Here is a 21,439-nt window from a genome sequence, read left to right as displayed (position 1 = left end):
ACGGTTGGGGCCGATGGGGCAAACACTTACTATTTTGGGGTTGGAAAGCAGCTGTGACGACACGGCCGCTGCGGTTGTCCGGCAAACGGACGACGGCAATGCGGAAATCCTGTCATCCGTCGTGCACGGGCAGACCGAGCTTCACAGCGCTTTCGGCGGTGTCGTGCCCGAAATCGCGGCCCGCGCTCATGCCGAAAAATTGGATGTGTGCGTGATGCAGGCGCTAGAACAATCGGGGCTTTCCCTGTCGGAAATGGATGCCATCGCCGTGACCGCCGGACCTGGGTTGATCGGCGGCGTTATGTCCGGCGTAATGTGCGCCAAAGGGTTGAGCGCGGCAACGAGCAAGCCCCTGATCGGGGTGAACCATTTAGCGGGGCACGCTTTGACACCGCGTCTGACGGATGGGGTAACCTTCCCCTACCTGATGCTTCTGGTGTCAGGCGGTCATTGCCAATACCTGGTGGCCCACGGACCAGAAGAGTTCACCCGCCTTGGTGGCACCATCGACGACGCACCAGGCGAAGCCTTTGACAAAACCGCCCGCTTGCTGGGTCTGCCTCAGCCCGGCGGCCCCTCAGTCGAAACAGAAGCAAAAAGTGGCGATCCCAAACGGTTCCGTTTTCCGCGACCCCTGCTGGATCGGCCAGATTGCGACCTGTCTTTTTCGGGACTCAAAACAGCCCTGATGCGGATGCGCGATCAGATAGTTGACGAAAAGGGCGGCCTGACCCGTCGAGACCGCGCCGATCTCTGCGCCGGGTTCCAACAGGCAGTGGTCGATACATTGGCCGAGAAAACCCGCCGCGCACTCAAGATCTATCTGGAAAACAACCCGGGGCAACCCACCATGGCTGTTGCCGGTGGTGTCGCCGCCAACTCCGCGATCCGTACTGCACTGAAAAAGATCTGCGCCGAAACGGGCGCTGCATTTCTTGCCCCGCCACTCGCGCTTTGCACCGACAATGCGGCGATGATCGCCTATGCGGGGCTGGAGCGGTTCAAACTGGGCAAGACCGACGGAATGGACCTGATGGCCCGACCTCGCTGGCCTCTGGACCAATCCGCGCCTGCAATGCTGGGCAGCGGCAAAAAGGGAGCCAAGGCATGAGCGTTGCGGTTCTGGGAGCAGGCGCGTTTGGCACAGCCTTGGCCGTTTCTCTGGCCGGAACGCAACCCGTCACCCTTTGGTCCCGCAACCCGGATCACGCGAAAGCCATGACCGAGACACAGGAAAACACCGCGCGTCTGCCCGGTTTTCCCCTACCCGACGCACTCCGGGTTACCTCGGACTTGGAACAAGCTACGCAAGCCGACACACTTTTATTGGCCGTGCCAATGCAGAAATTGCGCTCTGTCCTGTCAGAGCACAGCACATTGTTCGACGGTCACGTTCTGGTTGCTTGCTGCAAGGGGATCGAGTTGAGCACCGGTCTTGGTCCCGTGCAGGTAATAAATGAGACTATACCCACAGCTAAGGGCGCTCTGTTGACGGGACCAAGCTTTGCCCAGGACATCGCCGCCGGTCTACCCACCGCGCTGACATTGGCTTGTGGAGATTCCGAACTATGCGCGGATCTGCAAGAACAACTGACAACTGCAAATCTTCGGCTCTATCGAACCTCCGACACCAACGGAGCCGAGTTGGGTGGTGCATTAAAAAACGTCATGGCCATCGCCTGTGGGGCCGTGATCGGCGCCGGAATGGGTGACAGTGCCCGCGCCGCCCTGATGACTCGAGGCTATGCCGAGATGCAACGAATGGCTTTGGCTTGTGGCGCGAAGCCAGAAACGCTTGCCGGATTGTCCGGCTTTGGCGATCTGACGCTGACCTGCTCATCCGAATTATCCCGCAACTATCGTCTTGGTCTGTCCATTGGTCGAGGAGAAGGCTTTGATCCTTCGGTCACGGTGGAAGGCGCGGCAACCGCTCGCGCCGTTGACACCAAGGCACGTGACATGAATTTGGACATGCCGATCACGCACACTGTTGTGGGCTTGCTTGATCACAGCTTGACGATTGCTCAAGCCACCGCTCAACTGCTCGCCAGACCATTGAAAGAGGAATGACATGCTGATTGCCCTGATTGCTAAAGACAAGGCCGGAGCCCTGCAAACGCGGCTGGACAATCGTCCGGCACATGTGGATTACCTCAAATCCACCGGCGTAGTTTCCCAGGCGGGGCCGTTGCTGAACGGCGAGAACATGATCGGCTCGCTGGTGATTTTGGATGTCGAGGACATGGCCGCCGCACAGGATTGGGCCGACAATGACCCCTACGCCAAGGCTGGCCTGTTCGAATCCGTCGAACTGATCCCGTGGAAAAAGGTGATCTGATGAGGTTCTGGCTGTTCAAATCCGAACCCTCGACCTGGAGCTGGGCTGATCAAGTCGCCAAGGGTGACGCGGGCGAAGAATGGGACGGTGTGCGTAATTATCAGGCGCGGAACTTTATGCGCGAGATGAAGGTTGGCGATCGCGGGTTTTTCTACCATTCGCAGAAAGAGAAGTCGGTGGTTGGCGTTGTCGAGGTCTGTGCCGAAGCGCATCCTGATTCCACCACCGATGACAACCGGTGGGAATGTGTGGACATCAAGGCGGTATGCCCCTTTGAATCGCCTGTTTCACTGGATCAGATTAAGGCTGACGGACGACTGGATGACATGGTTCTGGTCAAGAACTCACGCCTTTCGGTGCAACCCGTCACCGAAAGCGAATGGCAGGTGATCTGCGGCCTAGGCCAGACAAAACCGGATTGATCAGCCATTCTTCTTCTAAACAGGATCAGGAGAAACCAATGGAACCCCTTGTCATATTTTCTGCGGCCCTTGGTGCATTCGTTCTGGGGTCTGTGTGGTATATGGCACTTGCAGATCATTGGAAGCTTGCGGCACGAGTACCCCTTGATGAAGAGGGAAATCCGCAGGGCGGGATGCCCATCAAGATCTTTGCGCTCAGCTTTCTCCTGCAACTTGTCGTGGCGGCATCCATGAGTTTTTTGTTTGCCCTGTCTGGCGTCACCTCGATCGGTCACGGCTTACTTGCTGGGGGTGCCGTGGGCCTTTTGTTCATTACCCCCTGGATTGGGATCAACAACTTGTATGCACTGCGTTCCCCAGTTCTGACTCTGATCGATGGCGGGTATGCCACGCTGGCCTGTACTGTGATGGGCTTGATTTTGACGTTGCTTTAGAAAAACGGGGAGAGTTCCGACGATACAGAACCCTCCCCCACCCCGCGTGCTCCCTACTCACCACACGCGTATGAAATCTGAGGTCCTGACCGTCCTGGTCTGGATAAGTTCTTTATGGCCCAAGCCGCGGTATCGCACAAACGCAAAGCCCTGAAGATACGTCTAAAATGCGAAACGCCCGCAATCTGCGGGCGCTCAAAAAACCAAAAACTTGGTTGAGTCAGCCGTACACAGCCTCTTTGCCGAAATGCTTGGTCAGCATGTAGTAGACTACGGCGCGATACTTGTTGCGCTCGGACTTGCCATAGGTTTCGACCGCTTTGTTGATCGCTTCCATTAACTCGGGCCCATCCGCCAGGCCCAGCTTCTTGATCAGGAAGTTGTTCTTAACAGTTTCCAGCTCGCTTTCCTGCGTGGCTGCAACCGTCGACGCGTCTGCATCGTAAATCGCCGGACCACAGCCGATGGTGACTTTGGTTAACAGGTCCATGTCAGCATCCATGCCGCATTTGTTTTTCAGATCGTCGGCGTATTGAGCGATCAGATCGTCGCGTTTGCCCATGTGTGTTCTCCCAGGTGTGTGAGTGCCAAACGGTGATGTGATCACCGAGTGAGAGCCTAGACGGTGTTTTTGGTGTCACAAAGGGAAAATTTGACCAGTTTCTTCCCCCTAATAAGTGTAAATCGTCAGAAGCTTGCAATTTTCTCCCTGTTATTTAACAATTAAGTTAAACAAAGGGAGAGATTCCATGACCATTCAATTCCCGAATGAAAGTCCCGACTATCGCTCCGCGCGCGAGTCGTTGCTACAAGCAGAGATCGAACTTAGAGGCCAGATCGAAGCCGTCGCCGCCAAGCGCCGCGCGCTGCCGAAGGGTGGAGAGATCCCCACTGACTATGCCTTCACCGGTTTGGATGGTACGGCACACCCGCTCTCGTCACTGTTCGGCAACCACGACACCCTTGCGATCTATTCACTGATGTACGGACCGAAAGCAGTCGGGCCATGCCCGATGTGTTCCGCTTTTCTTGATGGGATGACTGGGCAGGTCAGCCATATCAAAAAACGGATGGCGCTGGCCGTGGTCGCCGAAAGCAGCCCCGATCGCTTGTCCGTGTTGCAAAGTCAGATGGCATGGCATGACCTTCCTCTGTTATCAGCGGACGGCACCAGCTATCAAACTGATTACCTCGCCCAAAGCGCGGATGGGGATCAGCTGCCGATGATGAATATCTTTGTCAGGGATGGTAACGACATCCGACACTTCTGGGGGTCCGAAATGTTTTATGCACCCAGCGATTGGCATCCCCGCCACGTCGACACACTCTGGCCACTTTGGAACTTGCTGGACCTGACCCCATCAGGGCGCGGCGACCACATGCCCAGCTTGTCTGCGTAACCGCGCCGTGATCCGGAGGGGCACGGCGCCAGGCCCAAGGGGATTGGTACTGCCAAAGGCAGTGCCCATCCGCGCGGGAGCATCCCCGGGCCCGTAACATCCATCCAACAAAAAATGCCGCCAGATTTCTCTGACGGCATTTCGGTAACTTGAGCAGCGCTTAGTAGCGATAGTGCTCGGGCTTGTAGGGGCCTTCGGGCTTCACGCCGATGTAAGCGGCCTGCTCGTTGTCCATCTTGGTCAGCTTCACTCCGATGCGATCCAGGTGCAGACGCGCCACCTTCTCGTCCAAGTGCTTGGGCAGGATGTAGACGTCGTTGCTGTATTCGTCGCCCTTGGTGAACAGCTCGATCTGAGCCAGCACCTGGTTGGTGAACGAGGCCGACATCACAAACGACGGATGGCCGGTTGCGTTACCCAGGTTCAACAGGCGTCCCTCGGACAGCAGGATCAGACGGTTGCCCGAAGGCATCTCGATCATATCCACCTGTTCCTTGATGTTGGTCCACTTGTGGTTCTTCAGCGCGGCAACCTGAATTTCGTTGTCGAAGTGGCCGATGTTGCCGACGATGGCCATGTCCTTCATCTCGCGCATGTGCTCGATGCGGATCACGTCCTTGTTGCCGGTGGTCGTGATGAACACGTCAGCAGAGGCAACTTCGTCTTCCAGCAAGGTGACTTCAAAGCCATCCATAGCGGCCTGCAGGGCACAGATCGGGTCAACTTCGGTGACTTTCACACGTGCGCCAGCACCTGCAAGCGATGCGGCCGAGCCTTTGCCCACGTCGCCATAACCACAGACCACCGCAACCTTACCGGCCAGCATGGTGTCAGTGGCACGGCGGATGCCGTCGACCAGCGACTCTTTGCAGCCGTATTTGTTGTCGAACTTCGACTTGGTGACGCTGTCGTTCACGTTGATCGCGGGGAACGGCAGCTGGCCTTCTTTGACCAGTTGATACAGGCGATTGACGCCGGTGGTGGTTTCCTCGGACACGCCACTGGATCTGGTCGCGCATCTTGGTGAACCAGCCGGGGCTTGCTGCCATGCGCTTCTTGATCTGCGCTTTGATCGCCACTTCCTCTTCCGAGGTCGGGACGGCAATGACGTCTTCGCCAGCTTCGGCACGTGCGCCCAGCAGGATGTACAGCGTCGCGTCGCCGCCATCGTCCAGGATCATGTTGGGACCGTCTTCGAACAGGAAGGATTTGTCGAGGTAATCCCAGTGCTCTTCCAGGGTCTGGCCCTTGATCGCAAAGACCGGAATGTCAGCGGCGGCAATCGCGGCAGCGGCATGGTCTTGAGTCGAGAAAATGTTGCACGAAGCCCAACGTACGTCAGCGCCCAAGGCAACCAGCGTTTCGATCAAAACCGCGGTCTGGATGGTCATGTGCAGCGAACCAACAATCCGCGCGCCAGACAAAGGTTTGCTTTCGCCGTATTCCTCACGCAGGGACATCAGTCCCGGCATTTCGGTTTCGGCAATATTCAGTTCCTTGCGGCCGAACTCGGCCAGCGAAAGGTCTTTGACAATATAGTCCCCGGCCATCAGATGCTCCATTCCGGTTAGATCATTTTGCCTGCCACTAACATTCATCTGTCAAAGTGGCAACGTGTATGACCCATCAAGCCGGAAAGGCCGGGACCAGAGAACTCCATTTCAGGTTGGAATACCTGCAATCTGGCTGAATTCAGCTCAACTGCTCGTACCATCGACCGTGACTTTGGGCACAGCCTGAAAAAAATCGGTTCCTGCAGCGATAATGCAGCTGGTTCCGTTGGCATGGGTCAACAGCACGGTATAGGTACCTGTTTCGCTGGATGACCAGATTTCCATGACGGATTGTGCGCCGTTCACCTTCTGCAATCCACCAACCGTAAGTGATTCCGAATACTTGTCAGCCAGTTGCTCAACAACGGTATCTCGCACTCCGCATGTCGCGGCAAAAGCAGGTGGGGCCGTAGCGGCCATGCCAAAAGTAAGGGCAAATCCCAACAGACGCTTGAACATAGCAAGCTCCTTTCGATAAAGGTTTCAGTCCGAGGGGGCGCGCCGGGAGGAGATTGCCCACCCCCTCAGCACTTGATATCGTGATCATGCCGTCCCATTACAAAACACGGGACCTCAACTAAAAGTTGGCAGCATGTGATCAGACAAGATCAGGCTGCGCCTGAATTGTGGCAAAAAAAGGCAGTGAAGCGGGGGCGTGGCGCAATGGCAACACAACCAAGAGCATGGCAACGAATGTTATCGGGTCGCAGGCTGGATCTTCTCGATCCAACCCCGGTTGATATCGAAATCGAAGATATTGCCCACGGGCTGGCGTTTGTTGCGCGTTGGAATGGTCAAACAATTGGAAAATTTGCATATTCCGTCGCCGAGCACTCCTTATTGGTTGAAGAGCTTTTTAGGCGAATTTCCCCAAGGCGCCGATCAAATGGCAACTTGCGGCGCTGCTTCACGATGCTCCAGAATATGTAATCGGAGATATGATCTCTCCGGTTAAGGCAGCTGTAGGCCCTGGCTATGGTGAGTTGGATGATCGGTTGACAGCAGCCATTCACATTCGTTTCGGCCTGCCAGCAACAATTCCCGCAACTGTGAAGCGTCAAATCAAAAAAGCCGATCGGATCAGCGCCTGGATGGAAGCCACGCAAATCGCGGGGTTTTCAGAAGCTGAAGCCAGCAAATTTTTTGGACGTCCTGATCGCACCTTGACTGAAGGTCTTAGAATTCAGCTTCGCCCACCTGTTGAGGTACGCGTGGATTTCACGAACCGTCACACCAAGCTGATGTCTCAACTGGATTGAGCCGCATCTCGTGCAGCCCGCCGCAAGCGTCGTTCCTGCCGTGCACGGCGTATTCGGCGTTTTGCGTATTCAGGGGATTCGACGAAGTCTCCCGAGTCTCCCAAACCTTTTTGTTTGAATAACATCTGGCGTTGCCGACCTGTCATGGGTTCCCATTCCAAGTCAGCTCGGACAAAACCACCTTGCGCCAATCCACGCCCAATGAGCTTGTGATTGAGTTCTCCGAACGACTGGCGATTGGATTTACCCTTTTGGGACAGCACCCATTCGGTGTGAAGTGCGTCGATGATTAACGGGGTTGACTCTGTAAAATGTGCAACATTGGACGCAAGCAGATTGTTTGCACCTGCTTTTCGACGAAGGATCATCGCCACTTTTTGATGCGGCTTTCCAACCATGGCATACAGATGCAAAGCCGACCCGTCCGCGGCCACGACGTGGCTGGCCGCCTTGTATCGGGCCAACTGAGTTTTGAGGTCATGTTGTTGCGGATGAAAAATCTCGTACCCTTCTTCCTCCAACAACTCTTCCAGCCGCTCTTCGCCAAGCAAACCACCTTTGCTAATTCCAAGGGCCGAGCGAGAGATATAGATTTTATCCGGACCTTCCGCTTTAACATCTTTCGCAAAACGATTGTGAATGGCGTCTCGAAACTTTGGTGTACCTTGGGTAATTTTTCCCAATCCAAAACCCTGTCCGGGGACGACAAGCTGTTCAATTTGGCTAGGCTCTGTGACGACCTTGATCGGAATGTCGGGTGCGATCAAATCAATAAAGTCACGCTGAAAACCACGTACTGCATCACCAACAGCTGGACGTTTCGGAATGAAAAGCACGCCATCCAGCTGTTCCCGGATAACGTCGAGCGCCCAGAGTCTTGATGAGCTTTCCACCAGAAAATGACCAAAATGGGCCCACAAAACTCCGCCCCAAAGCCAACGACCCGATAAACTTGACGCAACTTCTTTTGGCGTATCGGGCTTGGTGGTTAACGGCCGGAACTTTCGCCAAAGCGCGCCTTCTGGGCAATACTCCCCATCGTTGGTCAGAATGCCCGCCGATTGAACAAAAGCGCTCTCTTCAGGAGGAACGACAACACACCCCGTCAGCGTCACGATCCTTTCAGACCATCCACCTTCGGGCAAAGGCTGGACGTTTGGGTCATTTGGATCCAGCTCTTCAACGGGCATAGAAAAAGTTACCGTGGGCTGCGTTTTGCCAGAATGCGTTGTAGCGTGCGGCGGTGCATATTTAGACGACGGGCCGTTTCACTGACATTGCGGTCGCACAACTCATAAACCCGCTGGATATGCTCCCAACGAACACGGTCTGCGCTCATCGGGTTCTCAGGCGGAGGTGGTAGTTCGTCCGGCTGCGCCAACAGGGCATTGGTAATGTCAGTGGCGTCTGCTGGCTTTGAAAGGTAGTCCGTTGCGCCAATTTTTACGGCGGCCACTGCGGTCGCAATCGCGCCATAGCCGGTCAGAACGACCACTCGGCTATCGGGGCGTTTCTCACGCAGGACTTCTACAACATCCAGGCCATTGCCATCCTCGAGCCTCAGGTCAACCACTGCGTAGGCTGGCGGGCGCGCGGTTGCAATGGCACTGCCAGCTGCAACGGACGAAGCGGTTTCAATCTCGAACCCGCGTTTTTCCATGGCTTTGGCAAGGCGGCGCAGAAACGGTTCGTCATCGTCCACCAACAACAGTGATTTGTCCGGTCCGATTTCAAGCTGCTGGGTATCTGCCATGCTCTGAACTTTCCGTTGGTCTTGTTATGTCTTGCCTAGGCTGAATATGACCCTGACCTGTGGAAAGGTCAAACACACATGCCTGATTAAACCGCATCCAGGAAACAGCCCACCTTGTCGGCCATGCTCTCAGGGGTCTCGTCTCGCTTAAAAAACTCGACAAATCCTACCTCGGGTAGCACCAGATAGGTAAAGGTTGAATGATCGACGAGGTAGTATTCGTCGCTTTTGTCGTGGGCTTTGTAGTAGGTCTTGTAGGCTTGGCTCGCCACCTTGACCTGCTCCGCGGAACCCGTAAGACCGATCATCTTTTCATGCAGGTTAAATGCATAATCACCCACAACTTCAGGCGTGTCGCGGTCGGGATCAATTGAAATAAAGACAGGTGTCACGCTCTGCCCACGCTCTGCCAGAACATCCACAGCTTCGGCGTTGCGCGTTACGTCCAACGGGCAAACGTCCGGGCAAAAGGTATAGCCGAAGTAAACCAGCGTCGGCTCGGTGATGACCTCCTTGTCGCTAACGGTCTCTCCTTTGGAGTTCACTAACTCGAACGGGCCGCCGATCGCCCCTGCTCCACCTGCAATCTGAGTCGAGCGGCATTGCGCAAACTGATCACCGGACCGACCACCCAAGGTCAACAGCCAGACACCCCCAAGGATGACGGCAAGAACAACGGCGGCAAGAATGGCATACATACGGGTCATGGCAGAAAACCTTGTGACACAGGAGATATTGATCGTTTCGGCGCGGACACCTATCAAGATATCCAGCCGTTGCAACAGGACATAATCGACCGATGACGGAATCCAACATGGGCCTTTGGCGCGGGCAACAGCGCAGTAGCTGGATCCGCCTGCGGACACTGATCGTTCTGCGATGGGTGGCCATCGTCGGCCAGATTGCTGCGATCACCGTGGCCCAACGGATGTATGATCTGCAGCTGGAACTGGGCCTGTGCTATCTGGCCATCGGTGTCTCGGTCGTGGGCAATCTGGCGGCAATCTTTGTCTTCCCCGAGAATAAGCGACTGTCAGAGTTTGAAAATTTCCTGATGGTTTTGTTCGATCTATTGCAACTGGCATTTCTGTTGTACCTGACTGGCGGACTGCATAACCCCTTTGCGCTGCTCTTGTTGGGACCAGTAACGATCTCAGCCAATGTAATGGGACTACGGTCCACTCTGATCATCGGAAGCACAGCTATTGTATTGGTGACGCTACTCGCACAGTTTCATCTGCCTCTCCGCACGGACATGGGGTTTGTTATGCGGGTTCCTGACATTTTTGTGTTTGGTAATTGGATCGCCATAATTATCGCCATCGTCTTTTTGGGTGCTTATTCCTATCGCATCAGCGACGAGGTTGTTTCGATGTCCGAGGCCCTGTCTGCCACACAAATGGCCTTGGCTCGCGAGCAGAAACTAACCGACCTGGGCGGGGTTGTTGCCGCGGCGGCTCATGAGTTGGGCACGCCACTTGCAACGATCAAACTTGCCAGCGCCGAATTGATCGAGGAACTCGATGATCGCCAGGACTTGCGCGAAGACGCCGCCCTAATTCGCGAGCAGGCAGACCGATGTCGAGATATTCTGCGCGATATGGGGCGCGCAGGCAAAGATGACCTGCATTTGCGACAAGCTCCGCTCAGCACGGTACTACACGAGGCGGCAGAACCCCATATGGAGCGCGGCAAAGCGGTTCATTTCCAAGAAGGCCCTGGCGAGGGCGGCGATTTTCAACAGTTTAGCCATTTTGCGCAAACCCGAGATCATTCACGGTCTCCGCAACTTGATTCAGAACGCGGTTGATTTCTCACGGTCCAACGTTTGGGTTGAATCCGAATGGACGCAGGAAACCATTATTGTACGGATTGCCGACGATGGTCGTGGATACTCACCGCAGATGATCGGCCGGATCGGTGATCCCTTTGTACGCAGGCGACGTTCGGAAACGGAAAAGAAATCGCGACCGGAATACGAAGGGATGGGCCTCGGACTGTTCATCGCAAAGACCCTGCTGGAACGCAGCGGTGCCTCGTTGAGCTTCGCCAACGGTTCTGACCCGTATCAGACGCTAACCAGTTTGCCTGAGCAACGTGGCGCGATTGTTCAGGTCAGTTGGCCACGTATTCAGATCGATGCCCAAACAGGAGAAAACGCCATCCCCATGGGCTTTAACGAGCGGTTTCGAATTTAGGCAACTGCAAATTGCTTAAACCACCGTTAACCTTTTTGCATCACCCTGTCCTAAACACTTTGGGACAATACGGGGACGATGGTTTATGTCCGAATTGCTTATGGTCACTGCAGTTTGCCTGGTAACTGCTGCCATGACGCTGATCTGGTTGCTGCCGAAGCAAACCAGCCAAAAGCGACCCTTGCCACAGTTAAGAAACGACCCTGTTTTTCTGTTTGATGGAAACGAATTGATGGGCATGTCGACTTCTCCTAGCGAAGCTGTCGACGGTATCTCTGACTGGGGAGGGTTAAAGCGGTATCTGGCTGACCGGTACCCGACTTTCCCGGATTCACCTGATGTGATCAAAGAGACGGGACAGATATTGATTCCCCCTGTGCATTCTGGTGCACAAACAGATGTCCACTGCGAGTGGATTGACGGCATCACTCGTGTGCAACTTCGGCAGAAGGAGTGTTCAGAGGCTAACTTGACTTCAACGGACCCTGTTCGGGCGGCCACCGACAACGCCCCTTACCCAGTTTGGTGCTTGAACAGCAGCGGTTCAATTTGTTGGTACAATGAAGCCTACGCTAAAGTACTGCACAAAATTCGTGGCAAGGGGTCGGCTGACCACTCGCCACTGTTCGACATCCCGAGCACTCTTGGTCCAAAGGGAAACAAAAGCCGTATTTCAGTTACACACGACACGAGCCAGCAGAAGCTCTGGTTTGATTTAACGGTCGTTGACCAAGGTGAAAGCAGGCTTTGCTTCGCTACCGATATCAACGCGGTTGTTGACGCCGAAATCGCCCAGCGCAACTTTGTCCAGACTTTGGCCAAGACGTTCGCGCAACTGTCGATTGGTCTGGCAATTTTTGACCGCAACCGGCAATTGGCACTGTTTAACCCAGCGCTGATAGATCTTACTGCCCTGCCAGCCGATTTTCTGAGCGGGCGACCCAGCATTATGAATTTCTTTGATCGATTGCGAAATCAAACCATGATGCCAGAACCCAAAAACTATCGCAGCTGGCGACAACAGATGAATGACCTTGTCGAAGCTGCCGCCGACGGTCGGTATCAGGAAACGTGGACACTCCCATCCGGGTCGGTTTATTCAGTGAGCGGGCGCCCTCACCCCGACGGAGCAGTTGCTTTCCTGTTTGAAGACATCACTGCAGAAATCACACTGACGCGGCGATTTCGGTCCGAGTTGGAACTGGGGCAATCAATTCTGGATCAACTCTCAGAAGCAATTGCTGTTTTTTCCTCGGACGGAGCAATGTCATTCTCCAATGTTGCCTATCGCAAACTTTGGGACGTTGACCCAGAGGCAAGTTTTGCGATGGTGACCATTTTGGATGCCACACGAGTCTGGCAGGACAATTGCACAGCCACTCCAACCTGGGGCGAGATCCGGGATTTTGTCAGCAACCGCGATCATCGATCCGAGTGGAACGAGACAGTTCAGATGCGTTCAGGTCCTGATTTGAAATGCGTGATCAGCCCAATTTTGAATGGCGGCACGATGATCCGGTTTTCGGTAGTGCATTCTAATAAACAGGCCGAGGAAATGATTGACGCACACGACTGAACATTCTTGCAGGTCGTCGCCGCCACCGCCATTGTGGCGACATGATCCAGCCACCTCAATCCATTGTCCTACCATCACCAGAAAAGACCGCCGTTCTGGCGCAGATTCTGGCGCCCAAGCTTGTCCCGGGCGACTGCATTTTGCTGTCTGGCACAATCGGCAGCGGCAAGACATTCTTTGCTCGAAATCTCATACAATCGGTGTTGAATACCCCTGAGGATATCCCCTCACCGACTTTCACACTCGTCCAGATCTATGACACCAAACTGGGTGAAATCTGGCACTCAGATCTTTACCGCGTGACATCGGTCAACGAAATAGAGGAACTGGGGCTACTGGAGGCGTTCGAGACATCGATCTGCCTTGTAGAGTGGCCAGACAACCTTGGTGACCTGAAACCATCCAATGCCCTGAGTTTGTTATTCGAGACAGAACCCAAAAATGAGGACAGTAGAACCCTGACTGTCCAGTGGGACGATCCCAAGTGGGACAAGTTTCAGGAGGTATTTAAATGACCAACCGAACCGTCGTCTGTGAAGCGATGATTGCGAGAACAAATTGGGCGGGCGCGAAGCTGACGCCGCTTGCTGGCGATGCCTCCAATCGAACTTATTTCCGGTTGACCAGTTCGGCGACAGGAGAGCAAGCCGTGCTGATGGATGCTGACCCTGAAACCGGGGAAGATGTACGTCCGTTTGTTCGCGTCGCCGAATATTTGCACGGTATTGGCCTGAGCGCGCCGAAAATTCTGTCCTGTGATGAAGATTTTGGATTCTTGTTACTTGAAGATCTGGGAGATGGTCTTTTTGCCCGGGTTATCCCAAGTCAACCAGACCTAGAACGGCCCCTCTACGAAGCTGCAACAGACGTTTTGGTTCATTTGCACCAATCCCCTGTTCTGGACGTGGATAGTTACAGTCCCAGTATGATGGCAGAACGCTCTGCTTTGGCTTTTTCCTTTTACGCTTCTGGTATTACTGGTGAAAATAAACCCGGGGCTCATCAGCGTTTCATTGAACTTTTTGAGGATATCCTGGTTCGAACAACAGGCGGGCCCAAGGTAGTAGTCTTGCGGGACTATCATGCAGAGAACCTATTGTGGCTCGAACAGCGTTCAGGCCTGGCCCGGGTGGGGTTGCTGGATTTTCAGGACGCCATGTTGGGTCACCCAGCCTATGATTTGATGTCATTGCTTCAAGATATCAGGCGCACGGTCCCAGCAGGAATCGAACTCACAATGATCAACCGCTATCTCAAAGCCACGAGTATTGACGAACACGCCTTTCGCACAGCTTACGCTGTTTTGAGTGTTCAGAGAAACCTACGCATCCTTGGCGTCTTTGCACGATTGGCCATTGAGCGAGGTAAGCCACACTATGTGGATTTGATGCCTCCGACGTGGGAGCATCTTGTTCGTGGCTTGAATCATCCGGCGCTTGCTTCGATTTCCGAGCTGATACTCGGTTCTCTTCCTGAACCGACGCCCGCTAATTTGCTAAAGCTGAAACATCAATGAGCCAAGATCCAAATGCCGCAATGCTGTTCGCTGCTGGTTTCGGTACCCGCATGAAGGAACTGACAAGAGATCGGCCAAAGCCGTTGATTTCCGTGGCGGGAAAACCACTGATTGATCACACGATTGAGCTGGCTCGGGACGCAGGAATCGAGCATCTGGTTGCCAACCTTCACTACAAACCTCAGATGTTGGCGGATCATTTGACTCCCAGCGGAATACTATTGTCATGGGAATTGCCTGATATCCTGGAAACGGGCGGCGGTTTAAAAGCGGCCTTGCCTTTGTTGGGCAAAGGGCCGGTCATCACCATGAACACGGATGCGATCTGGAGCGGCCCAAATCCGGTCAAACAGTTGCTACAGGCCTGGGACCCCGACGCCATGGATGCGCTGCTGATGTGCGTGCCTGTGTCCCAAACCCTGGGTCATTCCGGAGGCGGCGACTTTGCGCTCAATGCGCAAGGCAAGTTGTCCCGTGGAGGCACGCTCACTTATGGCGGCATCCAGATCCTGAAAACGGACCTGTTGGAGGGCATCGATCAGCGTGTCTTTTCCCTGAACGTGCTGTGGGACAAGATGCACGAACAAGGCCGCCTGTTCGGACTAAGCTATCCGGGCCGCTGGTGTGATGTGGGGCATCCGGGCGGCATCGCCCTAGCCGAAAGCCTGATCCACGATGTTTGAGCCCAGCGCACAGCCACGCGTCTTCGCCGAAGCTCCGGGCGTCGATTTCCCCGAGGCTCTGGTCCAAGGATTGCACGCGCGCGCCAAGGCCCATCCACCCGAAGCGTTGGCGCGGGTGCAACTGGTGGTCAACACCCGCCGTATGGCACGCCGTGTTCGCGAGCTGTTTGACGCAGGACCGCCGTGTTTGTTGCCGCAAATCTCGCTGATCACGGATCTGGGCGAGACGCAGGATTTGTCACGCTTGCCCCCCGCTATTCCACCACTGCGTCGGCGGCTTCAGCTGACGCAGCTGGTGTCACGCCTGTTGGATCAGCAACCGGATCTGGCGGCTCGATCCTCGCTTTATGATTTATCCGATAGCCTGGCCGATCTGATCGACGAGATGCAGGGCGAGGGCGTGTCACCAAAGGCCATCCACGATCTGGATGTCAGCGACCAATCAGGCCATTGGCACCGAACCCAAAAATTCATTGCCATCGCCGATCAGTTTATCGGCGCGGACGAATTGGATGTGCAGGCTCGTCAACGCAAAGTCGTAGAAAACTTGATCGCGCGATGGGAAGCCAAGCCACCCCAACACCCTATCATCCTGGCGGGTTCGACTGGATCACGAGGAACCACGTTGATGCTGATGGAGGCAATCGCCCGCCTGCCCCAAGGCGCGCTGATCCTACCCGGTTACGATTTTGCGCAGCCCGCGTCTGTCTGGTCTGGCCTTGACGATGCGCTGCTGTCCGAGGATCACCCGCAATATCGGTTCCGCAAATTGATGCGTTCGATGGACCTCTCATCCGGCGACATCCAACCCTGGACCGACTCCAAAGCCCCATCACCCGCGCGCAACCAGCTTGTTTCACTCGCGTTGCGCCCTGCCCCCGTCACTGACGCTTGGATGTCCGAAGGCGCCCAATTGACCGACCTGCCCGAGGCCACAAAGGGCATCACATTGGTCGAGGCCCCCTCGCCCCGATCCGAGGCTTTGGCCATTGCTTTACGCCTGCGACAAGCCGCCGAAGACGGGCAGACCGCCGCCCTGATCACACCCGACCGGATGCTGACCCGTCAGGTCAGCGCCGCGCTTGACCGCTGGTCGATCATCCCGGACGACAGCGCCGGTCTGCCACTGCAACTGTCGCCTCCGGGCCGCTTCCTGCGTCATGTCGCGGGGCTGTTTGTGCATCGTTTGGACGGCGAGGCGCTGTTGACGCTTCTGAAACACCCGCTCTGCCACATGGGCGGTGCGCGTGGTGAACATCTGCGCCAGACCCGCGATCTGGAACTGGATTTGCGCCGCCATGGCCCGCCATTCCCTGATATCGAAGGGTTTGAGGCGTTTGCCGCGCGTCGTCTGAATGCAAAAACCGAGATTCCGGCCGAGTGGTTGAATTGGCTAGGCAACTGTTTCGTCGACCAGCAAGTCGGCGGAGAATTGTCGCTTACCCAATGGGTGGGACGGCTGCGCACCTTGGCCGAAGCGATCTCGGTCGGCAGCGCGCAGGACAATGACAGCAACCTGTGGGACAAGAACAACGGCCAAAAGGCGCATGACATGTTCCGCAAGCTCGAAGCCGAGGTTGAGCATGGCGGCCGCATGACCGCCCGCGATTTTGCCGATCTGATCGGTGCCCTTCTTGCAGACGAAGAAATCCGCGACCGCGATGTCCCGCACGATCACATCATGATCTGGGGCACGCTCGAGGCGCGCGTTCATGGCGCTGATCTGTTAATCTTGGGCGGCCTCAACGAGGGTAGCTGGCCCGAGGCCGCCAAGCCCGACCCTTGGCTCAACCGTCAAATGCGAGACGCCGCCGGACTGTTACTACCGGAACGACGGATCGGCCTGTCTGCGCATGATTTCCAACAAGCGGTCTGCGCCCAAGAAGTATGGCTGACCCGCGCCACACGTTCGGATGACGCCGAAACCGTTGCGTCACGCTGGGTGAATCGCCTGACCAACCTGCTCAGCGGCCTGCCGGAACAAGGCGGACCCGAAGTGCTGAAAGAGATGAAGGCGCGGGGACAGCTCTGGCTGGATCGGAGCGACGCGCTGGAAGACGCACCCACAATCCCCGCAGCCACACGTCCCTCACCCCGTCCCCCCGTCGCCGCACGTCCCCGCCGCATGTCGGTGACCGAAATCAAACGCCTGATCCGCGATCCTTACGCGATTTATGCCAAGCATGTGCTGCGCCTGAAGCGGCTCGACCCGCTGGTGCAGGCACCCGATGCACTGCTGCGAGGGGTCGTGGTGCACGAGGTGCTTGAGAAATTCATTGCTGGCACGATGGAAAATCCCGATACCCTGACGCGCGAAGCGTTCTTGCATCAGGCCAGTAACCTGCTGGACGAGCTTGTGGCTTGGCCGACTGCGCGCAAACTCTGGCTGGCCCGGATCGATCGCATTGCCGATGCGTTCCTGATCAGCGAACAGCAAAGGCGCACGCTGGCAAGCCCGATTGCCTTTGAGGCAAAGCTGAAACAGCGCCTTGATCCGCTGGATTTCGAATTGAACGGCCGTGCCGACCGGATTGATCAGAACGAAAGCGGCGATCTTTACATCTATGACTACAAAACCGGCGCACCGCCCACCCCGGCGCAACAATCGAAGTTCGACAAACAGCTGCTGATCGAGGCCGCGATGGCCGAGGAAGGCGGGTTTGAAGGGATGGACCCGATGCAGGTCGCGGGCGCCGTTTTCATTGGTGTTGGAGGCTCGTTCAAAGAGGTGTCGGCCCCGCTAGACAAGGAACCGCCCGCCAAAGTCTGGGCTGAACTGCGCGAGTTGATCGAGGCGTATTTCGACCCTAAGCAAGGCTATACTGCCCGCCGGATGCTGCACCGTGACGCGGATGTCGGCGATTATGACCATCTGGCCCGCTTTGGCGAATGGGATCGCACGACCGAAGCCACGCCCGAGGATTTGACATGAACGCGCGCAATGAGGCCACTGAAAAGCAGGTTATAGCAGCCCGTCCCGATGCGTCCACCTGGCTGTCGGCCAACGCAGGGTCCGGAAAAACCCGCGTTCTGACCGACCGAGTGGCACGTTTGTTGCTCAGCGATGTGCAGCCACAGCATATCCTGTGTCTGACCTATACCAAGGCCGCAGCGTCCGAGATGCAGAACCGTCTTTTCAAACGCTTGGGCGAATGGGCGATGCTCCCGGATGACCAACTGTACAATCAGCTGAATGACCTGGGTGTTGATGGAACGATCGACCCCGCTCGCCTGGCTCATGCGCGAACACTCTTTGCTCGCGCGATCGAAACCCCCGGTGGCCTCAAGATCCAGACGATCCACTCGTTCTGTGCCTCGCTTTTGCGACGCTTCCCGCTCGAGGCCCGGGTTAGCCCGCAGTTTTCCGAGATGGAAGACCGCGCCGCCGCCCTGCTGCGCGAAGAGATTGTCGAGGCTCTGGCTGAAGGTGATCAGGCGAATCTGGTCGATGAAATCGCACGTTTCGTCACCGACACCGGCTTTGACAGCCTGACCCAGGCAATCACCGGGAAACGTGACGCCTTTGCCGGAACCGTTGATTGGCCCGAATTGATGGCCTGTTTTGACCTACCCGCCGATTTCGACGAACAGACACTACTGGATCGGGTTTATCTGGGTGGTGAGCTGGAATTGATCGCGGCCATCCGCCCCCTTCTGGCAGATAGTGGCGGGAATAACGCCAAAGCCGCCACCAAACTGGCCGGGTTCACCGAACGAACTCTCAACTCTTTATCCATTCTTGAAAGCGTGCTGCTGACCGGCGCATCGGCCAAGGAACCGTTCAGCGCCAAAGTAAATGGCTTCCCAACCAAAGCTCTGCGCGAGGGTGCGATGGCCGGATACATGCCCCAACTAGATGCGTTGATGCGTCGGGTCGAGGATGCGCGCGAACAACGGCTGGCTTTGATCGCTGCCCGCAAATCTCTAGCGCTGCACTGCTTTGCCCGTGTGTTCCTACCGGAATACGAGCGTCGCAAGCAATTGCGGGGCTGGCTCGACTTTGACGATCTGATCCTGAAAGCCCGGCAGTTGCTGAATGATCCATCAGTGGCAGCTTGGGTGCTCTATCGGCTGGACGGCGGGATCGATCACATTCTGGTGGATGAGGCCCAAGACACCAGCCCCGCGCAATGGGACGTGATCGAAAAACTGGCGCAGGAGTTCACCAGTGGCGAAGGCGCTCGGTCCGATGTCGAACGCACGATCTTTGTAGTCGGTGACAAGAAACAGTCGATCTATTCTTTCCAGGGCGCAGACCCCGAGGCATTCGACCGGATGCAACAGGATTTTGGTCACAGACTATCAGAAAGCGGCTCTAACTTGGTAGCTTTGACGCTGGAATACTCGTTTCGCTCGTCTGCAGCCGTGCTCGGATTGGTCGATCTGGTGTTCGACGGCAAAACTGAGGCAGGTTTTCACGTCGAGGCCAAGCATAAGGCGTTCAAGGCCTCTCTGCCCGGCCGTGTCGATCTGTGGCCCGTGGTCGAAAAGGTCGATGACGAGGATGACCGCCCCTGGACCGACCCCGTCGACCGGCCCAGCGCACAGCACCATACCGTAATCCTGGCGGAACAGATCGCCCGCGCCATCAAACGGATGATTGATGAGGGCGAGACGATCCCTGAAGACGGTTTTGAATCAGGCGAATTCGTAAGTCGTCGGGTCCGGCCAGGAGATTTCATGATCCTGGTTCAGCGTCGATCCGACCTCTTTGCCGAAATCATTCGCGCGTGCAAAGCGGCCGGATTGCCGATTGCCGGGGCCGACCGGCTTAAGGTGGGTGCCGAGCTGGCGGTCAAGGACCTAGCGGCCCTGCTCAGCTTTCTCGCCACGCCCGAGGATGACCTGTCACTAGCCACCGTGCTGAAATCCCCGCTCTTTGGGTGGAGTGAGCAACAACTCTTTGACTTGGCGCATCGGCGGACAGACAAATTCCTGTGGCCTGCTCTCCGCACCCGCGCCGAAGACTTCCCCGGCACCATGGCAGTGCTGAATGACCTGCGCAGCATGACCGATTTCCTGCGCCCCTATGACCTGATCGAACGCATCCTGACCCGGCATGGCGGGCGTCAGAAACTGCTGGGTCGTCTGGGGGCTGAGGCCGAGGATGGGATCAATGCCCTGCTCAGTCAGGCGCTGGCCTATGAACGGACGGATATTCCCAGCCTCACCGGTTTTTTGGTCTGGATGCAAACCGATGACCTGGAGATCAAGCGTCAGATGGGCGGCGTCGGCGACATGATCCGGGTGATGACGGTGCACGGTTCCAAGGGTTTGGAATCGCCTATCGTGATCCTGCCCGACACCGGTGCGCGGAGGGCCCCGACCGATGACGAGATCATGTTGGCGGGCGACATGCCGTTGTGGAAAGTTTCGCGCGATGTTTCGCCTGGTGCAATCGCACAGGCCCGTGCCGAGGCACAGGCCCGGCAGATGAACGAGCGCCTTCGTTTGCTTTACGTGGCGCTGACGCGGGCCGAGAAGTGGCTGATCGTGGCTGCAGCTGGTGACTTGGGCAAAAGTGGCGACAGCTGGTACCAGATGGTCGAGGGCGCTATGCGAACCTCAGGTGCCGAGGCGATCCCCGGCACTGCGATCCAGCGGCTGCAGCACGGTGATTGGTCCGGTCTGCCTTTGCAGGAAGAACCGGCAGCCAAACGCGAGCCTGTTACCCTGCCCGATTTGTTCCGAACACGCGCGCCCACACCCACTCCGGCACGCGCCACACTCAGCCCATCCGATCTTGGCGGGGCCAAGGCCTTGGCTGGCGACATGGGTCTGGATGAGGAGGCCGCCAAGGAGCGAGGCAGCAGAATCCATACGCTGCTCGAGCACCTACCGGGAATCGATTCCAGCGCCTGGCGTCAGGTTGGCGCGCAAATGCTGCCCGATCTGACGAGCGCAGAGTTCGAAGACGTGTTCACCGAAGCCCAGCGCGTTCTAGGCGCGGATCATCTGGCGCATGTCTTTGCACCTGACACCCTGGCAGAGGTTCCGATCACCGCCCGGCTGGGCGAGGCGCGGATGCATGGGATCATAGATCGATTGATCATCACCGACACCTACATTCAGGCCATTGATTTCAAAACAAATGCCACTGTGCCCGAGATCGCCGAGGGCTGCCCCAGCGGATTGCTGCGGCAGATGGGAGCCTATTCTCAGGCGTTGGAGCAGATCTATCCTACCCATGAAATCCGCACTGCGATCTTGTGGACACGAACCGGGGCGCTGATGCCGCTGCCACACGATATTGTGACAGATGCATTGCGAACCACCCAGATATCTTGACGCCCCCTATGAGCGCACT

The 21,439-nt window shown here is 56.4% G+C and carries 18 protein-coding genes and 3 pseudogenes; 14 read left to right on the top strand and 7 right to left on the bottom strand.

What is annotated here, in order from left to right; all coding sequences use genetic code 11:
- Positions 1-13 precede the first annotated feature (13 nt).
- Genes tsaD through ACZ1HE_RS01040 form a run of 5 tightly spaced genes read left to right on the top strand, consistent with a single transcriptional unit; the run spans position 14 to position 3,194 of the window.
- Positions 14-1,111: a tRNA (adenosine(37)-N6)-threonylcarbamoyltransferase complex transferase subunit TsaD gene (gene tsaD, locus ACZ1HE_RS01060; protein ID WP_472624293.1), complete on the top strand. Its 1,098-nt coding sequence runs from the start codon at positions 14-16 to the stop codon at positions 1,109-1,111.
- Entirely contained in the window at positions 1,108-2,070 is a 963-nt protein-coding gene (locus tag ACZ1HE_RS01055) for an NAD(P)H-dependent glycerol-3-phosphate dehydrogenase (RefSeq protein WP_472619191.1), read from the top strand. Before tsaD ends, ACZ1HE_RS01055 begins: the two co-directional genes overlap by 4 nt.
- 1 nt (position 2,071) lies before the next feature.
- Positions 2,072-2,338, top strand: a complete 267-nt coding sequence (locus ACZ1HE_RS01050; protein WP_472619190.1) for a YciI family protein — start codon at positions 2,072-2,074, stop codon at positions 2,336-2,338.
- On the top strand, positions 2,338-2,760 hold the full coding sequence (locus ACZ1HE_RS01045) for an EVE domain-containing protein (RefSeq protein ID WP_472619189.1): 423 nt from the start codon (positions 2,338-2,340) through the stop codon (positions 2,758-2,760). Before ACZ1HE_RS01050 ends, ACZ1HE_RS01045 begins: the two co-directional genes overlap by 1 nt.
- A gap of 38 nt (positions 2,761-2,798) precedes the next feature.
- Positions 2,799-3,194, top strand: coding sequence for a DUF1761 domain-containing protein (locus tag ACZ1HE_RS01040; RefSeq protein ID WP_472619188.1), 396 nt, complete (start codon positions 2,799-2,801; stop codon positions 3,192-3,194).
- A 220-nt stretch (positions 3,195-3,414) separates the two neighbouring features.
- Here ACZ1HE_RS01040 and ACZ1HE_RS01035 read toward each other — a convergent pair whose 3' ends face one another.
- A complete protein-coding gene (locus ACZ1HE_RS01035) occupies positions 3,415-3,756 on the bottom strand; it encodes a DUF2853 family protein (RefSeq protein ID WP_472619187.1) in 342 nt (113 codons plus the stop codon).
- Positions 3,757-3,943: 187 nt separating this feature from the next.
- Between ACZ1HE_RS01035 and ACZ1HE_RS01030 the strand changes: the two genes are divergently transcribed.
- A complete protein-coding gene (locus tag ACZ1HE_RS01030; RefSeq protein ID WP_472619186.1) occupies positions 3,944-4,594 on the top strand; it encodes a DUF899 family protein in 651 nt (216 codons plus the stop codon).
- A 160-nt stretch (positions 4,595-4,754) separates the two neighbouring features.
- Here ACZ1HE_RS01030 and ahcY read toward each other — a convergent pair.
- Positions 4,755-6,144, bottom strand: a pseudogene (gene ahcY, locus ACZ1HE_RS01025) (adenosylhomocysteinase).
- Between the two features lie 147 nt (positions 6,145-6,291).
- Positions 6,292-6,606 (bottom strand): hypothetical protein, encoded by a 315-nt coding sequence (locus ACZ1HE_RS01020; RefSeq protein ID WP_472619185.1) that lies wholly within the window; start codon positions 6,604-6,606, stop codon positions 6,292-6,294.
- Positions 6,607-6,810: 204 nt separating this feature from the next.
- Here ACZ1HE_RS01020 and ACZ1HE_RS01015 point away from each other — a divergent pair.
- Positions 6,811-7,406: pseudogene (locus tag ACZ1HE_RS01015) on the top strand (HD domain-containing protein).
- Here the strand turns inward: ACZ1HE_RS01015 and ACZ1HE_RS01010 are convergent.
- The 3 genes from ACZ1HE_RS01010 to ACZ1HE_RS01000 form a co-directional block, all read right to left on the bottom strand.
- Entirely contained in the window at positions 7,394-8,596 is a 1,203-nt protein-coding gene (locus tag ACZ1HE_RS01010) for a glycosyltransferase 61 family protein (protein WP_472619184.1), read from the bottom strand. The pseudogene ACZ1HE_RS01015 and the gene ACZ1HE_RS01010 overlap by 13 nt on opposite strands.
- A gap of 8 nt (positions 8,597-8,604) precedes the next feature.
- A complete protein-coding gene (locus tag ACZ1HE_RS01005; protein WP_085797646.1) occupies positions 8,605-9,159 on the bottom strand; it encodes an ActR/PrrA/RegA family redox response regulator transcription factor in 555 nt (184 codons plus the stop codon).
- Positions 9,160-9,245: 86 nt separating this feature from the next.
- On the bottom strand, positions 9,246-9,866 hold the full coding sequence (locus ACZ1HE_RS01000; protein WP_472619183.1) for an SCO family protein: 621 nt from the start codon (positions 9,864-9,866) through the stop codon (positions 9,246-9,248).
- Between the two features lie 92 nt (positions 9,867-9,958).
- Between ACZ1HE_RS01000 and regB the strand changes: the two are divergent.
- A pseudogene (gene regB / locus ACZ1HE_RS00995) lies at positions 9,959-11,357 on the top strand (sensor histidine kinase RegB).
- A 715-nt stretch (positions 11,358-12,072) separates the two neighbouring features.
- Here regB and ACZ1HE_RS00990 read toward each other — a convergent pair.
- A complete protein-coding gene (locus ACZ1HE_RS00990) occupies positions 12,073-12,336 on the bottom strand; it encodes a hypothetical protein (RefSeq protein ID WP_472624603.1) in 264 nt (87 codons plus the stop codon).
- Between ACZ1HE_RS00990 and ACZ1HE_RS00985 the strand changes: the two genes are divergently transcribed.
- Genes ACZ1HE_RS00985 through addA form a run of 6 tightly spaced genes read left to right on the top strand, consistent with a single transcriptional unit; the run spans position 12,232 to position 21,420 of the window.
- Positions 12,232-12,933 carry a hypothetical protein gene (locus ACZ1HE_RS00985; RefSeq protein WP_472624291.1) on the top strand — a complete coding sequence of 234 codons (702 nt, stop codon included), beginning with the start codon at positions 12,232-12,234 and terminating at the stop codon, positions 12,931-12,933. The genes ACZ1HE_RS00990 and ACZ1HE_RS00985 overlap by 105 nt on opposite strands.
- A gap of 41 nt (positions 12,934-12,974) precedes the next feature.
- Positions 12,975-13,448: a tRNA (adenosine(37)-N6)-threonylcarbamoyltransferase complex ATPase subunit type 1 TsaE gene (gene tsaE / locus ACZ1HE_RS00980; RefSeq protein ID WP_472619182.1), complete on the top strand. Its 474-nt coding sequence runs from the start codon at positions 12,975-12,977 to the stop codon at positions 13,446-13,448.
- On the top strand, positions 13,445-14,449 hold the full coding sequence (locus tag ACZ1HE_RS00975) for an aminoglycoside phosphotransferase family protein (RefSeq protein ID WP_472619181.1): 1,005 nt from the start codon (positions 13,445-13,447) through the stop codon (positions 14,447-14,449). Before tsaE ends, ACZ1HE_RS00975 begins: the two co-directional genes overlap by 4 nt.
- Positions 14,446-15,132, top strand: coding sequence for a nucleotidyltransferase family protein (locus ACZ1HE_RS00970; protein ID WP_472619180.1), 687 nt, complete (start codon positions 14,446-14,448; stop codon positions 15,130-15,132). Before ACZ1HE_RS00975 ends, ACZ1HE_RS00970 begins: the two co-directional genes overlap by 4 nt.
- The gene (gene addB / locus ACZ1HE_RS00965) at positions 15,125-18,064 is read left to right on the top strand and encodes a double-strand break repair protein AddB (RefSeq protein ID WP_472619179.1); all 2,940 of its coding nucleotides are present in this window, start codon (positions 15,125-15,127) and stop codon (positions 18,062-18,064) included. Before ACZ1HE_RS00970 ends, addB begins: the two co-directional genes overlap by 8 nt.
- Entirely contained in the window at positions 18,061-21,420 is a 3,360-nt protein-coding gene (gene addA, locus ACZ1HE_RS00960) for a double-strand break repair helicase AddA (RefSeq protein ID WP_472619178.1), read from the top strand. Before addB ends, addA begins: the two co-directional genes overlap by 4 nt.
- Positions 21,421-21,439: the final 19 nt, after the last annotated feature.

This window comes from Falsiruegeria sp. JB4-1 (assembly GCF_055693495.1).
Note: the sequence above shows the minus strand (reverse complement) of the source record. Positions and strands in the feature narration are given on the sequence as shown.